The organism is Roseomonas sp. TS2 (assembly GCF_058833935.1).
Map to the genome: position 1 here is coordinate 1 of NZ_JCACVY010000006.1, position 24,062 is coordinate 24,062.

The window sequence follows — 24,062 nt, forward strand, 5'->3', positions numbered from 1 at the left end:
CCTCCTCCAGGCTGCTCCGCGCCGCCAGTTCCGCCACCCCGCCGATGGCGGCCAGCGGCCGTGATCCCAGGAAGGTGCCCTTGCCGACATGCCGCCAGAGCTGCCCGTCCCGCTCCAGCGCGGCCAGCGCCTGGCGCAGCTCGGCGCGGGAGACGCCCAGCTCCTGCGCCAGGGCGCGCTCGGGCGGCAGGCGGCCGCTGGCCGGCAGGCTGGCCTTGGCCAGATAGGCCTGCAGCAGGGTCAGCACCGGCGCGCCGCCCTGCCCCGCCGCACCGCTCTCGTCACGCTCGTTCCGCATGGCCCCTGCCTTTAGGGCACGGCGCCCGGCCGCACCAAGGGCGGTTGACGCGCCGCCCCGACCCTTCTAACCAATCGGCGAATTGGTTTCGCGCCGCAAGGGCGGCGCGCCAGGAGGAGGGTTACGCCCATGCGCTACGTCGTCGAGCCGCCGCCGGAGGCCGTGGTGCCGGTCCAGGGCGAGGAGGGCGTGTTCCCCGTCCGCCGCATCTGGTGCGTCGGCCGCAACTTCGCCGACCATGCGCGCGAGATGGGCCATGACCCGGACCGCGAGCCGCCCTTCTTCTTCGCCAAGCCGGCGAGCGCCGTGGTGCCGGGCGGCGGCACCCTGCCCTTCCCGGTGCAGACCAAGGACCTGCATCACGAGATCGAGATGGTCGTGGCCATCGGCAAGGGCGGCCGCGACATCGCGGTGGAAGACGCCCTCTCCCATGTCTATGGCTATGCCATCGGCCTCGACATGACGCGGCGCGACATCCAGGCCGAGGCCAAGAAGCTCTCCCGCCCATGGGAGCTGTCGAAGGGCTTCGACCAGTCCTGCCCGATCAGCGAGATCGTGCCCGCCGCCCGCATCGGCCACCCGTCGAAGGGCAAGATCGAGGTCACGGTGAACGGCAAGGTGCAGCAGACCGGCGACCTCAACCAGATGATCTGGTCGGTGCCGGAATCGATCGCCTACCTCTCCCGCTACGTGGAGCTGCTGCCGGGCGACCTGCTGATGACCGGCACCCCCTCCGGCGTCAGCGCCGTGAAGCCGGGCGATGCGCTGCACGGCGTCTGCGAGGGCGTGGGCGAGATCAAGGTCACCTACCAGACCGTCTGACCGGCGCCTCGGCGGCCGGAAAAGGGAAAGAGCCCGGGGGAATTCACTCCCCCGGGCTCTTTTCGTCTGTCCGCCCGCAAAAAATTCCCTATCTCCCGCGTGGGTTCGCGCCGCCCCGTCCGTATCAGGGGGGACACGACGCGAGACCCATGCCGAACGCCCTTCTCTCCATCGCCGGCTGGGAGGCCCCAATCACCGAGCGGTCCTCCCCCGACGCGGCCCCCAAGGCAGGCGTGGTTCCGCCGCTGGCCCGCGACCGCGCGGCGGCCGCGGACGCGGCGCTGCTCGGCTGGGCGGCGGCGGGCGACCGGCTGGCCTTCGACCAGCTGGCCACCCGCCACCTGCCGGCGCTCTACCGCATCGGGCTGCGCATCACCGGCAGCGCGGCGGAGGCGGAGGAGGTGGCGCAGGAGGCATTGCTGCGCGCCTGGCGCAACGCCGCGCGCTTCGACCCGGCGCGGGGCCAGGTGGGCACCTGGCTGTACAGCATCGCCAGCCACGCCGCGATCGACCGTGCCCGCCACGCCACCCCGCGCCAGCACGCCGCCCTGCGCGCCGCGCTGCGCGATGGCTGCGCGCCCGGCCAGTCCTGGCGCGGCTTCGAGGGGCAGGATGCGCGGCTGCACCGCGAGATCGCCGCCGCGGCCGGCAACCTGGCGCTGCTGCACCTGTTCGACCAACTCGCCACGCTCCGCCGCACCCTGACCTGGGACCGGCAGCGCCTGCGCCCCGGCGGTCCGCCGCCCGACCATCCCTCCTTCGGCGAGCATGCCCGCATCGTCGGGGCGATCGTGGGGGGCGATGCCGAGGGCGCGTCGGCGGCAATGGCCGGGCATGTCGGCCATGTGCACCGGCTGATCGAGGCGGAGCCGCCACGCACGGCGCCCTGACGGCAGTGTGTTCGGATTTGTGAAAATTTGGTGGCGGAGCGATTTACAGCCCGGAACGCTGTGACTATGAGGGCGGCACCGTACCGGTCATGCACAAGTTTTAACACCGCGAGGTTCCGCCATGCCGCCCAGCAACGCCTACCATGTCTGTGTCGTCGGGCTGGGCTCGATGGGGATGGGGGCGGCGCGTTCCTGCCTCGCGGCGGGGCTGCACACCTACGGGGTGGACCTGAACCCGGCCGCCACCAGCGCGCTGCGCGAGGCCGGCGCCGCCGAGGCCGGCACCAGCGCCCTGCCCTTCGCGGAGAAGCTGGACGCGGTGCTGCTGCTGGTGGTGAACGCCGCGCAGTGCAAGGCCGTGCTGTTCGGCGAGGACGGGCTGGCGGCGAAGCTGCGCCCGGGCACGGGCGTCATGGTCTCCGCCACCATCTCGGCCGAGGACGCGAAGGAGATCGCCGCCGGCCTCACGGCGCATGGCCTGCTGCCGCTCGATGCCCCGGTCTCGGGCGGCGCCGTCAAGGCGGCGGCGGGGCAGATGACGGTGATGGCCTCCGGCTCCCGCGCCGCCTTCGACCGGCTGCGCCCGGTGCTCGATGCGGTGGCCGGCAAGGTCTACGAGATCGGTGAGGAGATCGGCCTCGGCGCCACGGTGAAGATCATCCACCAGCTGCTGGCCGGCGTGCACATCGCGGCGGGGGCGGAGGCGATGGCGCTGGCCGCCCGCGCCGGCATCCCGCTCGGCACCATGTACGAGGTGGTGACCAACGCCGCCGGCAACAGCTGGATGTTCGAGAACCGCATGAAGCACGTGGTCGATGGCGACTACACGGCCAAATCGGCGGTGGACATCTTCGTCAAGGATCTCGGCCTCGTCACCAAGACGGGGCTGGCGATGAACTTCCCGCTGCCCCTCGCCACCACCGCCTACACCATGTTCGCCAACGCCTCCAACGCCGGCTACGGCAAGGAGGACGACGCGGCCGTCATCAAGACCTTCGCCGGCATCCAGCTTCCCGGCGTGAAGGGGGAGAAGTGAGCATGCGCCTCGGCGTCATCGGCGACGACTTCACCGGCTCCACCGACATCGCGGGCTTCCTGGTGGCCAACGGCCTGCGCACCGTCCAGCTCAACGACGTGCCGGACGACGCGCTGCAGGTGGAGGCCGATGCGGTGGTGATCAGCCTCAAGACCCGCTCCTGCCCGCCGGAGCAGGCGGTGGAGCAGAGCCTCGCCGCGCTGCGCTGGCTGCAGGCGCGCGGCTGCCCGCAATTCTTCTTCAAGTACTGCTCCACCTTCGACAGCACGCCCAAGGGCAATATCGGCCCGGTGACGGATGCGCTGCTCGCCGCGCTGGGCGAGGATTTCACGGTGATCTGCCCGGTGCTGCCGGTGAACGGCCGCACCATCTACAACGGCTATCTCTTCGTGAACGGCGTGCCGCTGCATGAATCCGGCATGCGCCACCACCCCGTTACGCCAATGACGGACAGCAACATCATGCGCGTGATGGAGGCGCAGTCCGCGGGCCGCGCCGGCAACGTGCCGAGCACGGTGATGGACCAGGGCCCCGAGGCGGTGCGCGCCGCCCTGGCGAAGCTGAAGGCCGAGGGCGTCCGCTACGCCGTGCTGGACGCGCTGAACGATGCCCACCTCGTCACCATGGGCCAGGCCGTGGCGGGGATGAAGCTCGTCACCGGCGGCTCCGGCCTCGCCGACGGCATGGCCCGCGCCTGGACGGAGCTGCGCGGCGACGCGGCGCAGGCGGCCGAGGCCGGCCGCCCGGTGGCCGGGCGCGCCGTGTTGCTCTCCGGCTCCTGCTCGCAGATGACCAACGCGCAGGTGGCGGCCTACCGCGCCGAGGCGCCGTCGCTGGCCGTCGATGTCGCGCGCTGCCTGGAGGATGCAGGCTATGCCGCCGAGCTGGCCGCCTGGGTGCAGGCGCAGCCGCGCGAGGGCCTGGCGCCGCTGGTCTATGCCACCATGCCGCCCGATGAACTGAAGGCGGTGCAGGAACGCTTCGGCGCCGCCCGCGCCAGCGAGGCGGTGGAGCACACCTTCGGCGCCCTGGCGAAGCTGCTGGAGGCGGCGGGCTTCGGCCTGTTCATCGTGGCGGGCGGCGAGACCTCGGGCATCGTCACCCAGTCGCTCGGCATCCGGGGCTTCGCCATCGGGCCGCAGATCGCGCCCGGCGTGCCCTGGGTGCGGGCGGTGGGCAAGCCGCTCTCGCTGGCGCTGAAGTCGGGCAATTTCGGCCAGGAGCGCTTCTTCTTCCAGGCGCAGGAGATGGTGGCGTCCGCCACCTGAAAAACCGCCGCGCATGATCCCCGCCGAGCGCCAGAACCTGATCGTCTCCCGGCTGGAAAGCCGCGGCGTGCTCAGCATCGCCGAGCTGACCGAGCTGCTGGGCGTGTCGCACATGACGGTGCGGCGCGACCTGCAGCAGCTGGAGCGGGCGGGGCGCGTCACCACCGTGGCGGGGGGCGTGCAGCTGCCGGAGAAGATCCTCACCGAGCCCTCGCACCTGGCCAAGGCGCGGCTGCGGCACGGGGAGAAGGTGGCCATCGGGCGGCTCGCCGCTGCCATGGTGCGCCCCGGCGCCGTGGTCTATCTGGATGCCGGCACGACGACGCTGGAGATCGCCCATGCCCTGGCCGGGCGCGACGACATCTCGGTCGTCACCAACGACTTCGTCATCGCCTCGCACCTGATGCGCAACGCCGCCTGCCGCCTCTACCACACCGGCGGCGAGGTGGAGCGCGAGAACCGCTCCTGCGTCGGCGACCCGGCGGCGGAGGCGGTGCGGCGCTTCAACTTCGACATCGCCTTCATCTCCACCTCCTCCTTCGGCATGCGCGGCGTCTCCACGCCATCCGAGAACAAGGTGGCGGTGAAGCGCGCCATCGTGCAGAGCGCGGATGAGAGCGTGCTCGTCACCGACAGCACGAAATACGGCAAGCTCGGCACCTTCAACGCGGTTCCGCTGGAGGCGCTCTCGGCCATCGTCACCGATGCCGGCCTGCCCGACACCGTCCGGGACGCCATACGGCGCGCCGGCATCACCCTGCACATCGCCGGGTAGCCCGCGCCATGCCGGCCGCCCGCAGGACCTCCTGACAGGACAACACGCATGAAGATCATCGTCACCGGCGGTGCCGGCTTCCTGGGCACGCGGCTGATCAAGGCGCTGCTGGCGCGCGCCGGCCAGGTGGAGGGGCTGCCCGCCTTCGATGCCATCGTCTCGGTGGACCTGGCGCCCTGCACGGTCGAGGACCCGCGCGTCACCTCCGTCACCGGCAATGTCTCGGACCCCGCCTTCATCCGCGCCACGGTGACGCCGGACACGGTGGCCGTCTATCACATGGCCGCCGTGGTCAGCGGCCAGGCTGAGGCGGATTTCGACCTCGGCATGAGCGTGAACCTCGACGGCACCCGCGCCCTGCTGGAGGCCTGCCGCGCCCTCGGCACCGCGCCGCGCTTCGTCTTCGCCAGCTCCCTCGCCGTGTTCGGCGGGCCGATGCCCGAGGTGGTGCCGGAGGATCTGGCGCTGCTGCCGCAATCCTCCTACGGCGCGCAGAAGGCGATCGGCGAGCTGCTCGTCAACGACTATTCCCGCAAGGGCTTCATCGACGGCCGCGTCTGCCGCCTGCCCACCATCGTGGTGCGGCCGGGCAAGCCGAACGCGGCGGCCTCCTCCTTCGCCAGCGGCATCATCCGCGAGCCGCTGAACGGCGAGGCCTCCAACTGCCCGGTGCCGCCGGAGACCCGCATGTGGATCTCCTCGCCGGCCACCGTCATCGACAACCTCGTCCACGCCATCACCGTGCCGGGCGGGAAGTTCGAGGGGCGGCGCACGCTGAACCTGCCGGGCCTCTGCGTCACCGTGGCCGGGATGCTGGAGAGCCTGGAGCGCGTCGGCGGCGCCGCGGCGCGCGCCCGCGTCACCGCGCAGCCGGAGCAGCGCATCATCGACATCGTCTGCAGCTGGCCGGGCGATTTCGACGTGGCGCGCCCGCTGGCGCTGGGCTTCACCCGCGACACCGATTTCGACGCGGTGGTGCGCCAGTACAAGGACGAGTTCATCGGCTGAAGGGCCGGGCGGGGGAAAGGGCCGGGCTCCTTCCCCCGCGCAAGGATACGGACGCGCGGCGGGCGTGGGTCGCCCGCCGCCAATGACGAGAACGTTATCGGAGAAGAGTCCCCATGAACGGTGCGGCTAGCACAGTCGGCCCGGCGGCGATCGTCGGCCTTGTCTTCGGCATCGCCCTGCTGATCTTCCTGGTGCTCCGCACCAAGATCCACGCCATCCTGGCGCTGGTCATCGCCGCCTCCATCGCCGGCCTTTCCGCCGGCATGGCGCCGGATGCCGTGGTCAACTCCATCACCAAGGGCTTCGGCGGAACCCTCGCCACCATCGGCCTCGTCATCGGCTTCGGCGTGATGATGGGCCGCATCCTGGAGGTGACGGGCGCGGCGGAGCGGCTGGCCATCACCTTCGTCCGCTGGCTCGGCGAGAAGAAGGAGGAATGGGCGATGATGGCCACCGGCTACATCGTCTCCATCCCGATCTTCTGCGACAGCGCCTTCGTCATCCTCAACCCGCTGGCCCGCGCCCTGGCGCGCAACTCGGGCAAGTCGGTGCTGACCATGGGCATCGCGCTGGCCGGCGGCCTGATGTTGACGCACCACGCCGTGCCGCCGACGCCGGGGCCGCTCGGCGCCGCCGGCATCTTCGGCGTCGACATCGGCATGATGATCCTGTGGGGCATCGTGCTGACCCTGCCGGCCACCTTCGTGCTGATCTGGTACGCCCGCGCCATGGGCCCGCGCATCGAGGCGATGATCCTGCGCGACACGGGCGAGCCCCTGGGCGGCAACGCGGCGGCGGCCTTCGGCCAGTTCAAGGAGGCGGCGGCGAAGCGCGAGAGCGAGCTGCCCTCCCTGACCCGCTCGGTGCTGCCGATCCTGGTGCCGATCCTGCTGATCTTCGTCAACACCGTCGTCACCGGCATCGCCAAGGCGAGCGGCGATGCGGCGATGGCGCAGTCCACCCTGGTGCAGCTCTGCGCCTTCATCGGCAATCCGGTGATCGCGGTCGGCATCGGCGTGGCGCTCGCGGCCTATGGCCTGGCCGGCCACATGACGCGCGACGAGGCGGTGGGCGAGATGGAGAAGGGCGTCGAGAGCGCCGGCATCATCATGCTCGTCACCGGTGCCGGCGGCGCGCTGGGCGGCGTGCTGCGCGACAGCGGCACCGGCCAGTACATCGGCGAATGGGTGGCCACGCTGCCGCTGCCGGCGATCCTGATCCCCTTCGTCATCGCCACGCTGGTGCGGCTGATCCAGGGCAGCGGCACGGTGGCCATCATCACCGCCGCCTCCATCTCGGCGCCGATCCTGGCGCAGATCGAGGGGGTGAACCTGGCGCTGGCGGCGCAGGCGGCCTGCATCGGCTCCATGGTGTTCGGCTACTTCAACGACAGCTACTTCTGGGTGATCAACCGCATCCTCGGCGTGAAGAACGCCAAGCACCAGCTGCTCACCTGGTCGGTGCCCACCACGCTGGGCTGGGCCACGGCGCTGGTCACGCTGCTGGTGGCCAACGCCGTCGTCGGCTGAGGCGGGGCGGAGAGCGGCGGCGGGCGGGCGGGGCGAAGGTCCCGCCCGCCTTTTTCATGGGCTTTCCGCTTCCGCCCCGGCTGTTACGCTGCGGCCCGACCCCATCCCCGCGCGAGGACGCCGCACCGCATGACAGACACCACCCCCTATGATGTCATCGTCGTCGGCGCCGGCTCGGCGGGCGCGCCGCTGGCGGCGCGGCTCTCCGAGAACCCGGCCCGCCGGGTGCTGCTGCTGGAGGCGGGGCGGGACTGGCGGGCCGCCGAGGCGCCGCACGCGCTGCGCAGCGCCAACATCGTCCCCTTCATGCACGACCCGGCGCACCAGGCGGACTGGCAATGGCCGGGGCTGATGGCGCGCCGCACCGCCGCGCAGGCGCCGCGCTTCTACTGGCGCGGCCGCGCCCTCGGCGGTTCCTCCACGGTCAACGCGCAGATCGCCATCCGCGGCGTGCCCGCCGCCTTCGACGCCTGGGCCGAGGCCGGCTGTGAGGGCTGGTCCGCCGCCGAGGTGATGCCGCTCTTCGGCGCCATCGAGGACGACCCGGAGATGGGCCGCCCCGGCGGCCCGCTGCCGGTGCACCGCGCGCCGCCCGCCGAATGGGGCGCGGTGGACCACGCCTTCCGGGATGCGGCGCTGGCCGCCGGCTACCCCTGGAAGCCCGACCAGAACGCGCCGGAGGGCGAGGGCGTCTCCTGCCACCCGATCAACAGCCGCGACGGCCGGCGCGTCACCACCAACGACGCCTATCTGGAGCCGGCGCGCGGCCGCCCCAACCTAGCGATCCGCGGCGGCGCACTGGTGGACCGCGTGCTGTTCGACGACGCCCGGCGCGCCCGTGGCGTGCGGCTGCGTTTCGAGGGGGAGGGGAGCTGGCAGGAGATCGCGGCGCGCGAGGTGGTGCTCTGCGCCGGCGCCATCCACAGCCCGGCCATCCTGATGCGCTCCGGCATCGGGCCCGCCGCAGCGCTGCGCGCGCTCGGCCTGCCGGTGCTGCACGACCAGCCCTCGGTCGGCCAGAACCTGATGGACCACCCGATCCTGCGCGCCGGCTTCGCCCTCGCGCCGGAGCACGCGGCGCGGGGCGCCGATGCGCGCCACACCAACTGCGCCCTCACCTACAGCAGCGGCCTGGGTGGCGGCGGCGAGCGGGACATGATCATGGTGGCCTACAACCATCGCGGCCTGTCCGGGGCGGAGCCGGCGCCGGCCGGCGCGGTGGCCGTGGCGCTCTACGACGCCTTCTCGCGCGGCGCGCTGCGCCTCGTCTCGCCCGACCCGTCGGCGCAGCCCGAGGTGGAGGAGAACATGCTCTCCCACCCCGCCGACCGGCTGCGCCTGCGCGACGGCGTGCGGCGCCTGGCCGCGCTGCTGCGCCAGCCGGCACTGGCCGCCCTGGCCCCCGCGCCGGAATTCGGCGAGAGCGGCCTGCCCTTCGCCGAGGCCGCCGGCCTGCCCGACGACGCGCTGGACGCGCTGATGCTGCGCGAGGCGGGCGATATCCAGCACGCCGCCGGCACCTGCCGCATGACCGCGCATGAGGACCCGCGCGGCGTGGTGGACCCCGAGCTGCGCGTGCGCGGCGCCGAGGGGCTGCGCGTGGCGGATGCCTCGATCATGCCCACTGACTGCCGCGCCAACCTGCACTTCACCTGCGTCATGATCGGCGAGGCGCTGGCGCGGCGCATGGGCTGAAAGGTTTAACGGCGGCGCGGTGGTGGCCGCCGGCTGCCTTCCCCTACACTGCCCGTCCGCCGGCCCTGCCGGCGGACGCCCGAAACCGGCTGGAGTTCCGCATGGCCCGTATCCTTCCCGTCGCCTCCTTCGACTGCGTCGTCTTCGGCGCGACCGGCGACCTGACCATGCGCAAGCTGCTGCCGGCGCTCTACCACCGCTTCCGCGACCGGCAGTTTCCGGAGACGAGCCGCATCATCGGCGCCGCCCGCACCGCCATGGACGAGGAAGCCTACCGCCGCATGGCCGAGGACGCGCTGCGCCTGCACGTGCCGGCCACCAGCCTGGACGCGGCGGTGCTGCAGGATTTCCTGCGGCTGGTGCACTACCGCCAGGTGGATGGCGCGGGCGAGGAGGGCTGGCCCGCCCTGATCGCGCTGCTGGAGGAGCGGCCGGAGCAGGTGCGCCCCTTCTACCTCGCCACCTCGCCTGACCTGTATGGGCCCATCTGCCAGCGCCTCGCCCGCCACGGGGCGCTCGGGCCGCTGTCCCGCGTGGTGCTGGAGAAGCCCATCGGGCGCGACCTGGCGACGGCGCGCGAGATCAACCAGGCCGTGGGCCAGGTGCTGCCCGAGGCGCAGATCTTCCGCATCGACCACTATCTCGGCAAGGAGACGGTGCAGAACCTGCTGGCGCTGCGCTTCGCCAACCCGATCTTCGAGCGGCTCTGGCACGCCGACATGATCGACCACGTGCAGATCACGGTGGCCGAGGAGGTGGGCGTCGGCGGCCGCGGCGGCTACTACGACCGCGCCGGCGCGCTGCGCGACATGGTGCAGAACCACATCCTCCAGCTTCTCTGCCTGCTGGCGATGGAGAGCCCCATCTCCCTCGACGCCGACGCGGTGCGCGACGAGAAGGTGAAGGTGCTGCGCGCGCTGCGCCCCATCGCCCCGCACGAGGCGCATCTGTTCAGCGTGCGCGGGCAGTACACGGCGGGCGCCATCGCCGGGCAGCCCGTGCCGGGCTACCGCACCGATCTGGGGCTGGAGGCGCCGAGCCTGACGGAATCCTTCGTCGCGCTGAAGGCGCAGGTGAATTCCTGGCGCTGGGCGGGGGTGCCCTTCTACCTCCGCACCGGCAAGCGCATGCCGCGCAAGATGTCCGAGATCGTGCTGGAGTTCCGCACGCCGCCCTTCAGCATCTTCCCGCGCGAGGCGGCGGGGATGCAGCCCAACCGCCTGCTGATCCGGCTGCAGCCGGAGGAGGGGATGCGCCTCGAGATGATGACCAAGGAGCCGGGGCCGGGCGGGCTGCACCTGCGCCCCACCGGCCTCGACATCAGCTTCGAGAAGACCTTCGGCCAGCGCTACCCGGACGCCTATGAGCGGCTGCTGATGGATGTGGTGCGCGGCAACGCCACCCTGTTCATGCGGCGCGACGAGGTGGAGACCGCCTGGCAGTGGGTGGAGCCGATCCTGCAAGGCTGGGAGGACCGCCCCGAGGCGCCGCGCCCCTACGCCGCCGGCAGCTGGGGGCCGAGCGCCGCCATCGCCATGATCGAGCGCGACGGCCGCACCTGGTACGAGAGCCTGGAGTAAGGCGGCTCAGCCGCAGCCGCGCAGCAGGCGCGAGGGCGGCGGGGCGCCGCGCAACGGCTCGGGCGCGACGGGGGGGCGGGGCGCTGTGCTGTCCAGCAGGCGCCGCAGCGCCCCGCCCAGCGCGCCGGAGGCCAGCGGCTTGCGCAGCAGCGCGGTGCGCCCCTGGCCGTCGCCCGCCGCCCAGCCGCCCGGCATCTCCCCGTAGCCGGTGACGAACAGCACCGGCACGCCGCGCCGCACCAGCAGGTCGGCCACCGGGAAGGCGGCCTGGCCACGCAGGTTGACGTCCAGCACCGCGAGGTCGAGCGGCGCCTGCTCGGCCAGCTGCATCGCCTCGGACAGGCTGGCGGCCGGGCCGGACACCACGCAGCCCAGCGCCGTCAGCGTCTCGGCCAGCTCCAGCCCCACCAGCGCCTCGTCCTCGGCCAGCAGCACGCGGCGGCCATGCAGCACCGTGACCAGGGAGGCGGCCTCCTCCACCGGTGCGGGAGGAGACGAGGGCGGGAGGGGGGCGCGCGCCTGGCGGATCGAGACGCGGTCCGGCGCCACGGTCAGCACGCAGGCCAGCCCGGTGGGGCGCCAGTCGAAGGCCAGGCTGCCGCCCAGCTGCCCGGACACCGCCACCTTGATCATGCGCGAGCCGAAGCCGCGCCGCGTAGGCTGGCCGGCGACAAGCGCCGGGCCGCCCAGCTCGGTCCATTCCAGCCGCAGCGCCCCCCCCGCGGCACGCTCCCAGGAGAGCGTCACGCGCCCCTGCGGCGTGGAGAGCGCGCCATGCCGCGCCGCGTTGGAGGCCAGCTCGTAGAGCACCATCGACATCGGCTGCACCACCTCCGGCGCCAGCCGCACCACGGGCCCGGAGAGGGCCACCCGCCCGCCCGCCGCATAGGCGGCCAGCTCCGCCTCGGCCAGCTCGCGCAGGTCGCTGCCGGCCCAGCGTTCGCGCGCCAGCAGGGTATAGGCCCGCGCCAGCGCGCCGACACGGCCCTCCACCGCATCGGCGAAATCCGCCGGATGGTCCGCCCGCGTCAGGCGGATGATGGACTGCACCAGGGCCAGCGCGTTCTTGGCGCGGTGGTCCACCTCCTGCATCAGCAGCACCTGCCGCTCCTCGCTGGCGCGGCGCTCCGTGATGTCCTCGCCCGAGGCGAGCAGGGCCAGGAAGTTCCCCTCCGGATCGCGCAGCGCCGTGCTGCGCCAGGCGACCAGGCGCTCCTCGCCATCGGGCCGCAGCACCGGCAGCAGGTCGGGCTCCGGCGCGTCCTCGGCCCCCTCGTTGATGGCCCGGAAGGCGGCGCGGGCACGCGCCTGCCAGCGGGCCGCGACAAAGCCGGCGAACCAGTCCTGGCCCAGCACCTCCGCCTCCTCCGCCAGGCCCAGGATCTCCAGCCCATGGCGGTTAATGCCCTGCACGGCGCCTTCCGGGCTCAGCACCAGCAGCATGGTGCCGGCCGCGTCGAAGTAGAGCCGCGCCCGGTCGCGCTCGGTGCGCAGCGCGGCCATCATCTCCAGCGCGGCGGCGGCGCGCCCCTCCGCCATGGCGCGCGCCCGCATCGCCGTGGTGGCCTGGCCCATGGCCTGGCGCAGCGTCTCGAACTCGGCGACGGTGAAGGGGGAGGAGGCGGCGGGGACAGGGCGGCCGGCGGCCACCGCCTCGGCCTCGGCGGTCAGCGCGTCCAGCGGCGCCAGGAAGCGGCGCGCCCGCCATGCGGCCAGCAGCATCGCAGCCAGCAGCAGCGCCAGGCCGCCCAGCGCCAGATTCAGCAGCGGGCTCTGCCACGCCATGTCGTAGGCCTGGCGCGGCATGGTGACGGCGGCTGCCCAGGGCACGCCCTCGAGCCGCTGGAAGGCGAGGACGATGCCCGCCCCCTCGATCGAGGGCCCGGCCGTGACCCCTCCCTCTTCCCTGGCCAGGGCCTCCGCCACCCAGCGCGGCGCCACCTGGCCGACCTGGCTCTCATGCGCGACGGAGCGCGCCACGATGCGCCCGCTCTCCACCTCGATCAGCCCGGCGATCTGCCCCTCGCGGATCTGCCCCAGCAGCGTGGCCAGCCGCGCCGGCTCGAAGGCCAGGATCAGCACGGTGCGGGGGCCGGCATCCTCCCGCAGCGGTACGAAAGCCGCCAGGATCGGCCGCTGCACCGTGCCGCCGGTGAACAGGCGGTCGCTGAGCACCGCCTCGCCGGTCTCCAGCGCGCGGGTGATCCAGGGCAGGCCGCGCGCCCGTGGCAGGGGCTGGCCCAGCGGATGCAGGGTGTTGAGCAGCTGGCTGCCATCGGCCTGCGCCAGCACCACCCAGCCGCCGAAGGCCTCGCCCACGGCACGGGCCTGGGCGTAGAAGCCGGAGAGGGCGGCAGGGCCGCCCGGCGAGCGGTCCAGCGAGCCGGCCAGGGTGACCGCGGCGGTGATGGCGGTGGTGAGCTGCTGGTCGATGGCGGCGGCCGTGGCGCGGGCGGTGCCGCGCAGCCCCGTCTCCGAGGCCTGCCGGTAGGCGGCGCCGAGTTGCCAGGCCGTCAGCCCTCCTGCCAGGAGGGCCGGCAGCAGAAGGGCCAGGCACATGAGCACCAGATGCAGCCGCAGGCCCAGAAGGGTGGCGCGATATCCGGGATGCGGCGCCGCGACACCGTTCGGGCCGCCCCCCTTCTGTTCATTCACGATGAGCCCGCCCCCGATGCACCATGCGCCATGCGGGCGCTGATGCACCCTGTTCCTCCATCGGAGGATGACAAAGGAAACGTTGGGGGGGCAATGAATTCATAGTCATCAAAATGTACGAAGTATTATTTTTTTGCTGAACTTTCCGGGAGGATTTCACCTGTAATCCATATTCGCATTGCCCCTTTCGCGCTGGGAACGGGGCTGTTCCGTCACGATACTGGCGCAGGACACAAGTTCAGGGCGGACTTTCCACGGAAGGCGCCCCGGGGGGCGCTCCGCACCGCTCAGAGCAGGGTGCGATCGACGGGGTTGAACGGCGTCGGGAAGACGCCGCGCGGGGCGATCATGGCGTAGGGCCCGCGCGGCAGGAACTGCCCGTGCCCCTCGGCACCGACCAGCGCGCCGCCCTCCACCACCGGCACGCCGCGCACCAGCGTCACCTCGGGCCAGCCGGTCACCTCCATCCCCTCATAGGGGGTGTGGTCATTGTCGTGCAGCATCAGCGCGTTGGTCAGCGTCACCTTGCGGGTGGGGTCCCAGATGGCGATGTCGGCATCGGCGCCGACCGCGATGCTGCCCTTGCGCGGGTCCAGGCCGAACAGCCGCGCCGGGTTGGTGGCGGTGATGGCCACGAAGGTCTGCAGGTCGATGCGCCCCTTCGACACCCCCTCGCTGAACAGCAGCGGCATGCGCGCGGCAAGGCCCGGCAGGCCGTTCGGAATCCGAGTGAAGGGGGCGTCCTCGCCGAAGGCCGTCTTGCCGTCCGGCCCGGCATAGCGGGTCGGCGCGTGGTCGGAGGTGACGTTGGAGAGCACGCCGCGCCGCAGCGCCTCCCACAGCGCCTCCTGGTCGGCCGCCGTGCGCGGTGCCGGGCTGCACAGGAACTTGGCGCCCTCGAGGCCGGGGCGGTCGAGGTCGTCGGCGGTGAGGACGAGGTATTGCGGGCAGGTCTCGGCCCACACCTTCAGCCCGCGCGTCTGGGCGCGCTCGATCTCGGCCGCGCTCTCGGCGCCGCTGACGTGGAAGATCTGCACCGGCGTGTCCAGCGCCTCGGCCATGGCGCAGACGCGGTGGACGCATTCGCGCTCCACCACCATCGGCTTGGCCCAGGCATGGTGCTTCGGCAGGGTCAGCCCGGCGGCGAGCAGCGCCTCGGTGTAGAAGGCGATCATCTCGTGGTGCTCGGCATGCACGCAGACCAGCGCGCCGAGCCGGCGCCCCGCCGCCAGCACGCGCAGCGCCTGCGCGTCGGTGATGCGCGCACCCTCATAGGTGAGGAAGATCTTCAGGCTGCGGTGCCCGGCCTCGACCAGGGCGGGGAGCTGCCGCTCCAGCACCTCCGGCGTCGGGTCGGTCAGGATGATGTGGAAGGCGTAGTCGATGCGGCTGCGCCGGGCGCGCGCCATGTGCTCGGCCACCGCGTCCGTGGCGGACCTGGCGGCGCTCTGGCGTGCGAAGCAGATGACGGTGGTGGTGCCGCCCGCCGCGGCCGAGGCGCTGGCGCTGGCGAAGCTGTCGGCGCTGGCGGTGGGCGGGCTGCGCGGTTCCTCGATATGGGTGTGGGTGTCCACCCCGCCCGGCAGCACCAGCCTGCCGCCCGCCTCGATCTCCCGCGCGCCGGGGCCGAGGCCGCGCGCCAGGGCCGCCACCTGGCCGCCGCGCACGCCGATATCGGCCTGGAACACGTCGCTCGCCGTCGCCACGGTGCCGTTGCGGATGACGAGATCGAATTCGGGCATGCTTGGCCTCCCCCAGGGTTCGCGTCCCGGGGCCGCCCCCTGGCGGCCGCGGTGACTCCAGGGCCGGCGCGGCAACCCGCATGCCGGCCCACGCGGCAGCCTGCGGGTGGCGGGGCAGGGGCGCAAGGCCGCGCCCCCCCCCCCGCAGGGCCTCAGGGCATGGGTGGCCTCAGGGCATGAACTGCCCGCCATTCACGTTCAGCACCTGGCCGGTGATGTAGCCGCTGCAGGCGTGCGAGGCGAGGAACAGGAAGGCCGGCGCGCATTCCTCCGGCCGGCCGAAGCGCCCCATCGGGATGCCCTTCGAGATGTTCGCCTTCACCTCCGCCGTCTTGTCGGCGTGGAAGGCGGTGTCGAAGGTGCCGGGCGAGACGGTGTTGAAGCGGATGCCGTCGGCGGTGTGGAAGTTCACCCAGTTCTTCTGGATGTTGTGCAGGAAGGCCTTGGCCGCGCCGTAGAGGCTGGCGCCGGGGCCGCCGCCGGCATCGGCCGCGATCGAGCCGACGAGGATGACGGCGCTGGTCTGCCCGCTCTGCGCCGCCGCGGCCTTCAGGTGGGGCAGGGCGGCGCGCGTCACGGCGAGGGCCGAATAGGCGTTCACGTCCATCACCGTCTCGTAAAAGGCGCGGTCGATCTGGGCCAGTGGCTTGCGGCCGACCAGCCCGCCGGCATTGTTCACCAGCACGTCGATGCCGCCGAAGCGGGCGGCGAACGCCTCCACCATCGACTGCGCCGCGCCCTCATCGGCGGCATCGCCCTGGAAGAAGGCGGCCTCGCCCTCCAGCGCGTTCAGCCGCGCCAGCGTGGCCTCGAGGTCGGCCGGCACCTTGCGGCCGTTCAGCCCGACCTTGGCGCCGGCGCGCACGAAGGCCTCGGCCGCCGCCAGGCCGATGCCCTGGGTGGAGCCGGTGATCAGGACGCGGCGGCCCTTCAGGTCGTGGAACATGCTGCTCTCCATGCGCTGCGGCCCGGCGCGGAACGGCGGGCATCGGGTGGTGCGGCGGGGCGGGCGGGCCCATTTCCCTCGCCTAAACTCTCAAATAGTGGTAATAGAGTAAATTATATGAGGTATAGCTAGGCGGCCGGCCAGAGGGCCGTCAAGCGCAAGCCGCGGCCCAGCCACCCCGGCGGGCTGCGGAATCAGGGAGGATGGGAGATAAACTCCCACTATTTGGAACATGTATCATCTATTTGACACAACAATCCCACTGCGCCTAAGCAGCCGGCGTCATGGCAATGGCTGAACCGGTGGACGGCACGAGGATGGAGAGCGAGGCCGGGCGGCCCCAGGCCGCCGGCACGCAGACCCTGCTGCGCGGGCTGAAGGTGCTGGAATGCGTCGCCGGCGGCATCTGCGACGTGCAGGGCATCGCCGCCGCGCTGGGCACGCCGCGCAGCACGACGCACCGCATCCTCAACAGCCTGGTGACGGCGAAGTACCTGCACCACCTGCCGCACAAGGGCTACCTGCTGGGCCCGATGCCGATCCATCTCGGCAACCGGGCGCTGGAGCAGCGGCCGCTGGTGGCGCTGGCCCAGCCGCATTGCGAGGCGCTGGCGCGGCAGACCGGAGACACGGTGCATCTCGGCGTGGCGGACGGCGCGGAGGTCGTCTACCTCGTCAAGATCACCAGCACGCGTGGCTTCGAGATGCGCTCGCGCGTCGGGCAGCGCATGCCGCTGGCCACCACGGGCATCGGCAAGGCGCTGATGCTGGGCGTGCCGCCGCAGCGCTGGCGCGCGCTCTACGACGCCGCCATCGCGCTGAACGCGCGCCACCCCGAGCGCCCCGCGCCGACCCCCTGGCCGCTCTACGAGGAGCGGATGCGCGCCTATCTGGCGCGCGACGTGGTGTTCGACCTGGAGGAGAACGAGGTGGGCATCCGCTGCGCCGGCGCGCCGGTGCGCGAGGTGGGCGGGCGTGTCAGCGCCGCCATCAGCGTCGCCAGCGCCATCCCCTTCATGCCGGAGGAGCGGCTGGAGGAGATCGCGCCGCTGGTGCGCGCCGCCGCCGACGACATTTCCCGCGAGCTGGGCTGGAGCCGCTGATGCCGCCAACCGTCGATCCCGTCCTGATCGCGCTCGACTGGGGCACGTCGAGCTTCCGCGCCTTCCTGATGGGCCAGGGCGCCACGGTGCTGGACCAGCGCGGCAGCGCCGAGGGCATCACCAACCTGCCGCGCCCCGGCGCGGAGGGCTTCGCGGACGTGTTCGCCGCGCAGTGCGGCGCCTGGCTGGCGCGCTGGCCGGGCCTGCCGGTGGTGGCCGGCGGCATGGTGGGCAGCGCCCAGGGCTGGCGCGAGGCACCCTATGCCGAATGCCCCGCCGACCTCTCCGGCCTGGCCCGCGCGGCGGTGGAGGTGGAAGCCCCCGGCGCCCGCATCCTGATCGCCCCCGGCGTGCTCAGCGCCCCGGCAGACAGCGCGCCGGACGTCATCCGCGGCGAGGAGATCCAGGTGGCCGGCGCGCTGCAGGCGCATCCGGCGCTGGCGGCGCGGGCGCGCTTCCTGATGCCCGGCACCCATTCCAAATGGGTGTCGCTGGAGGCTGGCCGCATCACCGGCTTCGCCACATACATGACGGGCGAGCTGTTCGCCGTGCTGTGCCGCCACTCCCTGCTCGGCCGGCTGATGCCGGAGGGCGAGGCGGCGGAGCCGGCGGCGGCGGAGGAAGCCTTCGCCCTCGGCCTGCGCATGGCGCGGGAGAGCGGGCCGGGCGACCTGGCGCACCAGCTCTTCGCCACCCGCACCCTCGGCCTGACGAAGCGCCTGCCCCCCGCCGCCCTGGCCGATTTCCTCTCCGGCCTGCTGATCGGGCACGAGGTCGTCTCCGGCCTCGCCCATACCGGCGCGGCCGAGGCGGGGCTGCCGCTGGCGCTGATCGGCGAGGGCACGCTCTGCCGCCGCTACGCCGCCGTGCTGGAGAGCCTCGGCGCGCCGCCCGCCCTGCTGCTCGGCAACACCGCGCCGGCCGGGCTGTTCCAGTTCGCCATCGCCGCCGGGCTGGTCCGGCCCGCGCCCGCCGCCAACACGGCCGAGGAGGCCGCGCCATGACCGAATCTTCTCATGCCCCCCGCTTCGACGCGGCGCTGGCCAGCCTGCCCCTCATCGCCATCCTGCGCGGCCTGCGGCCGGAGGAGAGCGAGGCGGTGGCCACGGCGCTCTACGAGGCCGGCTTCCGCCTGATCGAGGTGCCGCTGAACTCGCCCGAGCCGTTCGACAGCATCGCGCGGGTGCGCCGCCTGCTGCCGCCGGACGCGCTGGTGGGCGCCGGCACGGTGACACGGGTGGAGGAGGTGGAGCGCCTCGCCGCCCTCGGCGCCGAGCTGGTCGTGATGCCGCATGCCGACACGGCGGTGATCGGCGCGGCGGCGCGGGCCGGGCTGCTCTGCACCCCCGGCATCGCGACGCCGACCGAGGCCTTCGCGGCGCTCGCCGCCGGCGCGGCCGCGCTGAAGCTGTTCCCCGCCGAGCTGGTGGGGCCGCCGGTGCTGAAGGCGATGCGCGCCGTGCTGCCGCGCGGCACGCGGCTGCTGCCGGTGGGGGGCATCACCCCCACCACCATGCGGCCCTTCCTGGCCGCCGGCGCCGCCGGCTTCGGCCTCGGCTCGGCGCTCTACGCGCCCGGCATGGCGGCGGCCGAGGTGGCGGAGCGCGCCCGCGCCTTCACCGCGGCCTGGCGGCAGGAAGCCGCCACGCCCTGAGACCCCGCCCGGCCGGCATGACGGCAGCAGGCCCAAGACCTGCGGGCCGGCCGGGCTTCCCCTCCTTCGCCCTCGCTTTCCACGAGGGCCCCACCGCTTCCGGGAGATGATTTCCATGGAACTGACCCACCGCTCCAAGCTCAAGCTGCTGGCCGGCCTCGGCGCCGCCGCCATCCTGCCGGCCGGCCCCGCCCTGGCCCAGGGCTACCCGCGCCGCCCGGTCGAGCTGATCGTGCCCTTCGCCCCCGGCGGCGGCACCGACCTCGTGGCGCGCGCCTTCGCCGATGCCGCCAAGGCGCATCTGGAGCGCGGCATCGGCGTGGTGAACCGCACCGGCGGCGGCGGCGCGGTGGGCCTGTCGGAAATCATGGCGGCGCGGCCGGATGGCTACAAGATCGGCCTCGGCACCGTCGAGCTGGCGATGCTGCCGCATATGGGGCTGGTCCGCTTCTCGGCCGACGACTTCCTGCCCGTCGCCCGGCTGAACGCCGAGCCCAGCGCGGTGACGGTGAAGGCCGACGCCCCCTGGAAGACCCTGGGCGACTATCTGGAACACGCCAAGGCCAACCCGGGCAAGATCCGCGTCGGCAATTCCGGCACCGGCGCCATCTGGCACCTGGCCACCGAGGCGCTGGCCGACAAGCTCGGCCTCCGCTTCAACAACATCCCCTATGAGGGCGCGGCCCCGGCGGTAACGGCGCTGCTCGGCGGCCATATCGAGGCTGTCGCGGTCAGCCCGGCGGAGGTCTCGGCGCAGGTGCAGGCAGGCCAGATGCGCATCCTCGGCGTGATGGCCGAGCAGCGGCTGGAGGCCTTCCCGGACGTGCCGACCTTCCGCGAGAGCGGCACGGACCTCGCCATCGGCACCTGGCGCGGCATCTTCGTGCCGAAGCGCACGCCGGCGGAGGTGGTGGAGACGCTGCGCCAGGTGGCGCGCCGCACCGCCGAGGAGCAGGCCTTCCGCGACACGCTGAAGAAGCTGAACCTCACCTGGGCCTATCTCGACGGCCCGCAATTCGCCGAGCAGGTCAAGGCGGAGGACGCCACCTTCAAGGCCCTGATGACCCGCATCGGCCTCGCGCGCTGAAGGCGGCGCCGCCCGCGCCGGCCCTGCCGGCGCGGGCGGCGTTCCCAGGAGGGTTTCCCATGAGCAACCAAACCGCCCCGCAGGACGGCGCCGCCGTCCAGAGCCGGGCCGACCGGCTGGCGCATCTCGTCATCGTGGCGCTGGTGGGCGCCGTGGCCGTCGGCGTGATCGTCACCGCGCTGGGCTTCCCCGCCTCGCCCGATCCCAACGACGTCGGCCCCGCGCGCTTCCCCATCCTCTACGCCACGGGGCTGCTGGGGCTGCTCGGCATCCTGCTGGCGCAGACGCTGCGGCAGCCGGTGGCCGAGGCGACCGCGCCGGAGCGGCGGCATTACGGCCGCGTCGCCCTCGGCATGCTGCTGATGCTGGGCGCGCTGCTGGCAATCGGCACGGTCGGCTACTTCCCCACGGCCTTCGTGTTGCTGGCCGGGCTGATGGCGCTGATGGGCCAGCGCAGCCTGGTGTGGAACCCGGTGCTGGCCCTGGCCATCACCGCCGCCATCTACATCCTGTTCGACTACGGCCTGAACGTCCCGCTGCCGCCCGGCAGCCTGTTCGAATAGCGGCACCCCCACGCACCGCCCGGGAACCCTCTGTCCATGGACAACCTGCACCTGCTGTGGGGGGGCGTGCAGACCCTCGCCACCCACCCGACGGCCATCCTGCTCTCCATCTTCGGCGTGGCGGCCGGCATCGTCATCGGCGCCCTGCCGGGGCTGACGGCGACGATGGGCGTCGCCATCCTGCTGCCCTTCACCTTCAGCATGGACCCGGTCTCCGGCCTGCTGATGATCTCGGGCGTGTTCTTCGGCGGCATCTATGGCGGCTCCATCCCCGCCATCCTGCTGCGCATCCCCGGCACCCCGGCGGCGGCGGCCACGGCGATCGACGGCTACGCCCTGGCGCAGAAGGGGCAGGCGGGGCTGGCGCTCGGCGTCGCCACCATCTCCTCCTTCATCGGCGGCACGCTCAGCGTGCTGATCCTGATTTTCCTGGCCCCCATCCTGGCCGGCTTCGCGCTGAAGTTCAGCGCGGCGGAGACCTTCGCGCTCGCCGTGTTCGGCCTCTCCATCATCGCCAGCATCTCGGGCGAATCCCTGGTGAAGGGGCTGATCGCGGGCTTCGCCGGGCTGCTGGTGGCCAGCATCGGGCTGGATCCGATGGGCGGCTTCCCGCGCTTCACCGCCGGCTATACGGAGCTGTTCACCGTCCCCTTCATCCCGGTGATGATCGGCCTCTTCGCCGCGGCCGAGGTGTTCAAGTCGATGGAGGAGGGCGAGCTGCGCGCCCGCGCCATGGCGCAGATCGGCCGGCTGCTGCCGAGCTGGGCGCAGCTGCGCGGCCTGACCGGCACGCTGCTGCGCTCGACCGGCCTTGGCGCCTTCATCGGCGCGATCCCTGGCGCCGGCGCCGACATCGCGGCCTATGTCAGCTACAATGAGGCGCGCCGCTTCAGCCGCACGCCGGAGAATTTCGGCAAGGGCGAGATCGCCGCCATCTCCGCCTGCGAGGCGGGCGGCAACGCCTGCACCGGCGGCGCGCTGATGACGATGATGACGCTCGGCATCCCGGGCGACGCCGTCACCGCCGTGATGATGGGCGCACTGGTGGTGCAGGGGCTGCAGCCCGGCCCGCTGCTCTTCACCGACCATGCCGAGCTGGTCTTCACCCTGCTGGCCGGCATGCTGTTCTGCTACCTGGTGCTGCTGGCGCTCGGCCTCGGCTCGCTGCGCTTCATCGGCCGCGTGCTGATGATGCCGCGCTCGGTGCTGATGCCGCTGGTGCTGCTGCTCTGCGTCGTCGGCGCCTATGCCATCAACAACAGCGTCTTCGACATCGGCATCATGCTGGCGGCGGGCGTCGTCGGCTACTTCATGCAGCGCTGGGGCTTCCCCGCCTCGCCGGTGGTGCTGGCGCTGATCATGGGGCCGATGGCCGAGGCCAGCTTCCGCCGCGCCCTCTCCCTCTCCAATGGCAGCTACGACTTCCTCTGGACGCGGCCGATCACCGTGGCGCTGCTGGCGCTGGCGGCGGTGACGCTGCTGCTGCCGCTGCTCCGCCGCCGCAAGGGCGGCGGGCCGGGCGGCACGCCGGAGGCGCTGCCGGCCACCGCCGCAGGCAAGGAATGAGCATGACCGTCGATATCCTGGAAATCGGCCCCGAGGCGCTGCTGCCGGGCCTCCGCAACGGCACGGGCGAGAGCCCCGTCTGGGACGCCGCGCGCGGCCGCTGGTACTGGACCGACATCCCCAACCGCATCCTCTACCGGCTGGACCCGGAGAGCGGCGCGCTGCGCAGCTGGCGCCTGGCCGAGGTGGTGGGCTGCCTGGCCTTGCGGCCGGATGGCGCGCAGCCCGGCCCCAACCCCTCCCTGGTCTGCGCCTGCCAGAGCGGCCTCTTCGCGGTGGAGCTGCCGGAGGCGGAGGGTGCGGAGGAGGCGGTGATGACCCGCCTCGCCAGCGTCGCCCACCCGCGCGAGGGGATGCGCTTCAACGACGGGCGCTGCGACCGGCAGGGCCGCTTCCTCGCCTCCACCATGGTGGGCGATATCTCGCTCGCCGATCCCTCCGGCCGCTGGTACCGCCTCACCAGCGAGGGCGGGCTGGAGGAGGCCGGGCTGGGCGGGCTGATCGTGCCCAATGGCTCCGCCTTCAGTCCGGATGGCCGCACCTTCTACGCCTCCGGCACCCACCCGACGGAGCGCATGGTCTGGGCCCTCGACTACGACACGGAGACGGGCGCCCTCTCCAACCGCCGCGTCTTCGTCGACATGCGCGGCATGATCGGGCGGCCGGACGGCGCCACGGTCGATGCCGAGGGTGGCTACTGGAGCTGCGCGCTGGACGAGGGCTGCATCAAGCGCTTCACGCCGGACGGCGTTCTGGACCGCATCGTCCGCGTGCCGATGAAGAAGCCCGCCATGTGCGCGCTGGGCGGGGCGGACGGGCAGACCATGCTCGTCACCTCGCTCAGCCGCGGCGGCGCCGATCTGGAGACGGACCCGGAGGGCGGCCGCGTGGCACTGTTCCGCCTGCCCGGCGTGCGCGCCATCCCCGAGCCGCGCTTCGCCGGCTGAGGCGCGGGCGGCGGGGGGCTTGCCTCCCGCCGCGGAAGGGCGGAGAGCTTGCGGCACCGCATCCGCCAGGGGAAGCCGCCCGATGTCCAGCCGCCGCAAGATCATGTTGCTCACCGGGGCCAGCCGGGGCATCGGCCATGCCACGGTGAAGCGCTTCCAGGCGGAGGGGTGGCGCATCCTCACCGTCTCCCGCCAGCCCTTCTCGGAGGAGTGCCGCTGGCCGGAAGCGCGGGAGAGCCACATCCAGGCCGACCTGTCCGACCCCGCCGCGGTGGAGCGGCTGGTGGAGGAGGTGCGGGAGCGCCTGCCGCAGGGCGAGCTGCACGCGCTGGTCAACAACGCCGGCATCTCGCCCAAGGGCGCGGGCGGCAGCCGCCTCGGCGCGCTGGACACCGACTACGCCACCTGGATGACGGTGTTCAACGTCAACCTGATCTCCACCGCCCTGCTGGCGCGCGGCCTGTTCCGGGAGCTGAGCGCGGCGCATGGCAGCGTGGTGAACGTCACCTCCATCGTCGGCTCGCGCGTGCATCCCTTCGCGGGCGCGGCCTATGCCTGCTCGAAGGCGGCGCTGGCGGCGCTGACGCGGGAGCTGGCCTTCGAGTTCGGCGCGCATGGCGTGCGGGTCAACGCCATCGCCCCCGGCGAGATCGACACCGCCATCCTCTCCCCCGGCACGGAGGAGATCGTCGAGCGGCAGATCCCGATGCGCCGCCTGGGCAGCGCGGAGGAGGTGGCCAACACCATCCTCTTCCTCTGCTCCCCCGCCTCCTCCTACGTGAACGGGGCGGAGATCCACATCAATGGCGGCCAGCACGTCTGAGCCCGGCCCGTCTGAGCCCGGCCCGTCTGAGCCCGGCCCGTCTGAGCCCGGCCCGTCTGAGCCCGGCCCGTCTGA

Annotated in this window: 21 protein-coding genes; 17 read left to right on the forward strand and 4 right to left on the reverse strand. The window is 72.8% G+C overall.

The window, feature by feature from the left end:
- On the reverse strand, positions 1 to 298 hold a 298-nt coding region (locus tag ACZJYS_RS02405), incomplete at its 3' end, for a GntR family transcriptional regulator (RefSeq protein ID WP_493175539.1).
- Positions 299 to 427: 129 nt separating this feature from the next.
- Here ACZJYS_RS02405 and ACZJYS_RS02410 point away from each other — a divergent pair.
- The 9 genes from ACZJYS_RS02410 (at position 428) to zwf (ending at position 10,901) form a co-directional block, all read left to right on the forward strand.
- The gene (locus ACZJYS_RS02410) at positions 428 to 1,120 is read left to right on the forward strand and encodes a fumarylacetoacetate hydrolase family protein (RefSeq protein ID WP_493175541.1); all 693 of its coding nucleotides are present in this window, start codon (positions 428 to 430) and stop codon (positions 1,118 to 1,120) included.
- Positions 1,121 to 1,269: 149 nt separating this feature from the next.
- Complete coding sequence (locus tag ACZJYS_RS02415) at positions 1,270 to 2,010, forward strand: sigma-70 family RNA polymerase sigma factor (RefSeq protein ID WP_493175543.1); 741 nt, start codon at positions 1,270 to 1,272, stop codon at positions 2,008 to 2,010.
- A 121-nt stretch (positions 2,011 to 2,131) separates the two neighbouring features.
- Positions 2,132 to 3,046, forward strand: a complete 915-nt coding sequence (ltnD, locus tag ACZJYS_RS02420) for an L-threonate dehydrogenase (protein WP_379636441.1) — start codon at positions 2,132 to 2,134, stop codon at positions 3,044 to 3,046.
- A 2-nt stretch (positions 3,047 to 3,048) separates the two neighbouring features.
- Positions 3,049 to 4,314 (forward strand): 3-oxo-tetronate kinase, encoded by a 1,266-nt coding sequence (gene otnK, locus ACZJYS_RS02425; RefSeq protein WP_493175546.1) that lies wholly within the window; start codon positions 3,049 to 3,051, stop codon positions 4,312 to 4,314.
- A gap of 13 nt (positions 4,315 to 4,327) precedes the next feature.
- On the forward strand, positions 4,328 to 5,089 hold the full coding sequence (locus ACZJYS_RS02430; RefSeq protein ID WP_379649498.1) for a DeoR family transcriptional regulator: 762 nt from the start codon (positions 4,328 to 4,330) through the stop codon (positions 5,087 to 5,089).
- 48 nt (positions 5,090 to 5,137) lie between these two features.
- Entirely contained in the window at positions 5,138 to 6,097 is a 960-nt protein-coding gene (denD, locus tag ACZJYS_RS02435) for a D-erythronate dehydrogenase (RefSeq protein WP_493175548.1), read from the forward strand.
- Between the two features lie 113 nt (positions 6,098 to 6,210).
- Positions 6,211 to 7,626, forward strand: a complete 1,416-nt coding sequence (locus tag ACZJYS_RS02440) for a GntP family permease (RefSeq protein WP_493175550.1) — start codon at positions 6,211 to 6,213, stop codon at positions 7,624 to 7,626.
- Between the two features lie 129 nt (positions 7,627 to 7,755).
- A complete protein-coding gene (locus ACZJYS_RS02445) occupies positions 7,756 to 9,321 on the forward strand; it encodes a GMC family oxidoreductase (RefSeq protein ID WP_493175552.1) in 1,566 nt (521 codons plus the stop codon).
- Between the two features lie 101 nt (positions 9,322 to 9,422).
- On the forward strand, positions 9,423 to 10,901 hold the full coding sequence (gene zwf, locus ACZJYS_RS02450) for a glucose-6-phosphate dehydrogenase (protein WP_109518129.1): 1,479 nt from the start codon (positions 9,423 to 9,425) through the stop codon (positions 10,899 to 10,901).
- A gap of 6 nt (positions 10,902 to 10,907) precedes the next feature.
- On the opposite strand, the gene ACZJYS_RS02455 is transcribed toward zwf, so the two are convergent.
- From ACZJYS_RS02455 to ACZJYS_RS02465, 3 genes are all read right to left on the reverse strand, one after another.
- Positions 10,908 to 13,556 carry an HWE histidine kinase domain-containing protein gene (locus tag ACZJYS_RS02455; protein WP_493175554.1) on the reverse strand — a complete coding sequence of 883 codons (2,649 nt, stop codon included), beginning with the start codon at positions 13,554 to 13,556 and terminating at the stop codon, positions 10,908 to 10,910.
- A 287-nt stretch (positions 13,557 to 13,843) separates the two neighbouring features.
- Positions 13,844 to 15,298, reverse strand: a complete 1,455-nt coding sequence (gene hydA, locus ACZJYS_RS02460) for a dihydropyrimidinase (RefSeq protein ID WP_493175556.1) — start codon at positions 15,296 to 15,298, stop codon at positions 13,844 to 13,846.
- A gap of 169 nt (positions 15,299 to 15,467) precedes the next feature.
- Complete coding sequence (locus ACZJYS_RS02465) at positions 15,468 to 16,244, reverse strand: SDR family NAD(P)-dependent oxidoreductase (RefSeq protein ID WP_493175558.1); 777 nt, start codon at positions 16,242 to 16,244, stop codon at positions 15,468 to 15,470.
- 284 nt (positions 16,245 to 16,528) lie between these two features.
- Between ACZJYS_RS02465 and ACZJYS_RS02470 the strand changes: the two genes are divergently transcribed.
- From ACZJYS_RS02470 to ACZJYS_RS02505, 8 genes are all read left to right on the forward strand, one after another.
- Positions 16,529 to 17,347 (forward strand): IclR family transcriptional regulator, encoded by an 819-nt coding sequence (locus ACZJYS_RS02470; RefSeq protein ID WP_456316931.1) that lies wholly within the window; start codon positions 16,529 to 16,531, stop codon positions 17,345 to 17,347.
- Positions 17,347 to 18,351, forward strand: coding sequence for a 2-dehydro-3-deoxygalactonokinase (locus tag ACZJYS_RS02475; protein ID WP_493175560.1), 1,005 nt, complete (start codon positions 17,347 to 17,349; stop codon positions 18,349 to 18,351). Before ACZJYS_RS02470 ends, ACZJYS_RS02475 begins: the two co-directional genes overlap by 1 nt.
- Positions 18,348 to 19,001, forward strand: a complete 654-nt coding sequence (locus tag ACZJYS_RS02480; RefSeq protein ID WP_493175561.1) for a 2-dehydro-3-deoxy-6-phosphogalactonate aldolase — start codon at positions 18,348 to 18,350, stop codon at positions 18,999 to 19,001. The genes ACZJYS_RS02475 and ACZJYS_RS02480 overlap by 4 nt, the downstream gene beginning before the upstream one ends.
- A gap of 115 nt (positions 19,002 to 19,116) precedes the next feature.
- Positions 19,117 to 20,088, forward strand: a complete 972-nt coding sequence (locus ACZJYS_RS02485; protein ID WP_493175562.1) for a Bug family tripartite tricarboxylate transporter substrate binding protein — start codon at positions 19,117 to 19,119, stop codon at positions 20,086 to 20,088.
- A gap of 59 nt (positions 20,089 to 20,147) precedes the next feature.
- Positions 20,148 to 20,651 (forward strand): tripartite tricarboxylate transporter TctB family protein, encoded by a 504-nt coding sequence (locus ACZJYS_RS02490; protein WP_493175564.1) that lies wholly within the window; start codon positions 20,148 to 20,150, stop codon positions 20,649 to 20,651.
- Positions 20,652 to 20,687: 36 nt separating this feature from the next.
- Complete coding sequence (locus tag ACZJYS_RS02495; protein ID WP_493175566.1) at positions 20,688 to 22,217, forward strand: tripartite tricarboxylate transporter permease; 1,530 nt, start codon at positions 20,688 to 20,690, stop codon at positions 22,215 to 22,217.
- Positions 22,218 to 22,219: 2 nt separating this feature from the next.
- Positions 22,220 to 23,164: an SMP-30/gluconolactonase/LRE family protein gene (locus tag ACZJYS_RS02500; RefSeq protein WP_493175568.1), complete on the forward strand. Its 945-nt coding sequence runs from the start codon at positions 22,220 to 22,222 to the stop codon at positions 23,162 to 23,164.
- Positions 23,165 to 23,246: 82 nt separating this feature from the next.
- Positions 23,247 to 23,987: an SDR family NAD(P)-dependent oxidoreductase gene (locus tag ACZJYS_RS02505; RefSeq protein ID WP_219929775.1), complete on the forward strand. Its 741-nt coding sequence runs from the start codon at positions 23,247 to 23,249 to the stop codon at positions 23,985 to 23,987.
- Positions 23,988 to 24,062 lie beyond the last annotated feature (75 nt).